Annotated in this window: 2 protein-coding genes; both read right to left on the bottom strand. The window is 27.9% G+C overall.

Going from position 1 to position 2,687, the window contains the following annotated elements:
- Positions 1–67: 67 nt before the first annotated feature.
- Positions 68–376, bottom strand: coding sequence for a 2Fe-2S ferredoxin (locus tag RH99_RS17850; protein ID WP_010241617.1), 309 nt, complete (start codon positions 374–376; stop codon positions 68–70).
- Positions 377–844: 468 nt separating this feature from the next.
- The gene (locus RH99_RS17845) at positions 845–1,819 is read right to left on the bottom strand and encodes a helix-turn-helix transcriptional regulator (protein WP_010241614.1); all 975 of its coding nucleotides are present in this window, start codon (positions 1,817–1,819) and stop codon (positions 845–847) included.
- Positions 1,820–2,687 lie beyond the last annotated feature (868 nt).

The following is a 2,687-nucleotide window of genomic DNA, read 5'->3' as shown; positions in this document are numbered from 1 at the left end:
TAATAATAAATAATAATAATATATATATATATATNNTNTTTCTTATTATCTTTATTATATGTATCTGCTAAATTTGAAGTCTTTTAACAATTTCACCATTTTCAATATGGGATTCTACAATTTCTTCAACGTCATCAGCAGTTACATTACCATACCAAACTCCTTCTGGATATACCACAACTATAGGACCTTGACTGCATATTCCGAAACAACCTGTATTATTTACCATTACTTCACCTGACAAATCTCTACTGTCTAACTCTTCCATGAATTCACCTACAATGTCAACGGAACCTTTTGAATAACAAAAACCCTGTTGTTTTCCATTAAGTCTACAACTAGTACAAACAAAAATGTGATGTTTTGGATTTACCATAATAATTTCTCCTCACTGTATAATATTATTGAAATTTTTATCTAAATTTAGCTATAGAATTGAATTCATAGCTAATTAAGACCACTTGATAAAATTTTAACCTGACTAACTTGGCGTAAGTCTCTCACGCACTCTGTGAAAGTGGGAGTTCAACGCCAAGTAAGCCATGCATTTGCAGTTCTAAAATTCAGATGGGGTAAAAGAATCCCCACCTGAATTAAGAACTTGCTTCAATTATACTAAAGTTTAAGGTTTATAAATGCTTTTGTGAACAATTATAAACCTTAAATCACCTTACTATATTTTAAAATAGGCTAACATGCTAAACTAATAGCATAACGAATGTTAGTTTAACTAAAATAGTGTAATTGATTTTATAAATATTATAGCATTTTATTATGAATAATTACAGTGTATTTTATAAAATCTATGCAAATCATCAAAAAAAGTAGCTTTATTTGATGATTTTTATAGTTCAGCAACAATACTTCCGGTTTCGGTAAGATCATATCCACCTAATCCGGAAATTTCCATTTTAAAGTTTTCGGAATTTAATATTTCCATAATGGCTTTAAAAAAAGGTTTATTCATGTCTTCTTTCTTTACAACTAATTGATATTTTTCTTCCTGTAGTGGAATAAAATCAATATTTTTAACTTGAAGTCCGGTTTTTTCATTTCCTATCGCTAAATCAGCACCGCCTCTAGACACCGTACTTGCAACAGCAAGATGAGAGAAACATTCTCGTGAATATCCTTCTATTGAACTACTGTCAATTCCAAGTACGCGAATATGCTCATCTAAAAGAATTCTTGTTCCACATCCTTTTTCTCTGTTAATAATAGAAATATCTGATCTTTTTAAATCTTCCCAACCTTTAATTTTTTTTGGATTACCTTTAGCTACATAAAAACCCTGCATTCTGCAAGCTAGATGAATTATTACTGTAGGAACTCCAGGAAGCATTCTTCTAACAAAGGGAATATTATATTCGCCTGAATCACCATCCCAAAGATGAACTGTTGAAATTTGAATTTTGCCAAGATAAAGTGCGAATAGACCGTTATAACAACCAGTATATGATCTTAGAATTCTTACACCATGAAGTTTCATTTCTAGGTGACGAGATAAAATATCTAGCATTACATCCTGACCACAAATAACAAAGTCTTTAGGTGAAGTTGCCTCATATAAAGGTGGAGAGAGTGTTTCAAAAGATAATGGATTATTATCTATATTAGTGTCTTGATTATTAACTTCAGCTGATTTTATACTTTTTGATTTGTTTTTATAATCTTCTACATCTTTAAAATCAATTCTAAGCTTTTTACCAACCTTATATGCATTCAATTCTCCACGTTTTATTAATTCGTATACTGTATTTTTTGCTATCTTTAATATATCAGCTACTTCTTGAGGGGTTAAAGCCGTATCCTGTAACATGTTTAGTTCTCCTTTCGTAAAGTAACAAGTATTAAAAAACAATAAATAAATTTTTATTGTTTTTGGTTTTAGTATTTCTATTAAAAATAAGTTGATTGTTTATTTAGATTCTAATTATATAAATATTCTAAAATACAATTACTAAATCCATAAATATAAGATAATTGTAATATAAGTTTGTTGAAAATACAATCTTATTAATTAAAACTAGTAAATTAAGGAGTGGTAAATTATATTAGGCATGTGAAAATAAATAACAAGTCAAAGATGCGACGTATATTTTGAATTATACAAGGAAGCAGGTCCCTCTGATAGCGGTGCTATCAGAGGGTTCTGCTGACGCAGTAGAATTCAAAATAGGCTAGCATACTGCCTAGTTATTTATTTGAATGTGCCTTATCATAAGTAGACTCAATCTAGATATATAGTTAGCATTAAATATAGAAATGATGCAATTTGTGAGGATATTTAAAAATAACAAAGTATTCTTTTTTATTCTAAAAAGGTGGAGGAAGCAAGCTAAATAAGTGTTTGTTTATATTATCCTCCTTAAGTTTAGGAATGATTTGAAATTAAACTAATCTATTTAATGCAAAAATACAAAACAGCATGTTGTTACATAAATATGTAATCTAATAAAAATAATATAAAACAACATAACTAATTTAATATGATTATACAATGTGTACAAAATATAATCAATTGGAAAATATAAAAAAATAATATTAATTTTATCCCAAGGTATACAGTTATATAAGTTATTTTATAAGTAGTATAGTAGCATAGGAAAATACAATTTCCATGTAATCGTTATTATTTGATATATTATCAGTAAATTAGAGAATTTTTTTATAAATATACTACGTGT

The sequence above is a fragment of the Clostridium arbusti SL206 genome (assembly GCF_000246895.1).
GTDB lineage: Bacteria > Bacillota > Clostridia > Clostridiales > Clostridiaceae > Clostridium_I > Clostridium_I arbusti.
The sequence above is the reverse complement of the archived record's forward strand: the minus strand, read 5'-3'. Positions and strand labels throughout refer to the sequence as shown.

Coding starts and splice junctions, on each gene's coding strand:
- RH99_RS17850 (WP_010241617.1), bottom strand. CDS start 376: ATGGTAAATCCAAAACATCACATTTTTGTTTGTACTAGTTGTAGACTT.
- RH99_RS17845 (WP_010241614.1), bottom strand. CDS start 1,819: ATGTTACAGGATACGGCTTTAACCCCTCAAGAAGTAGCTGATATATTA.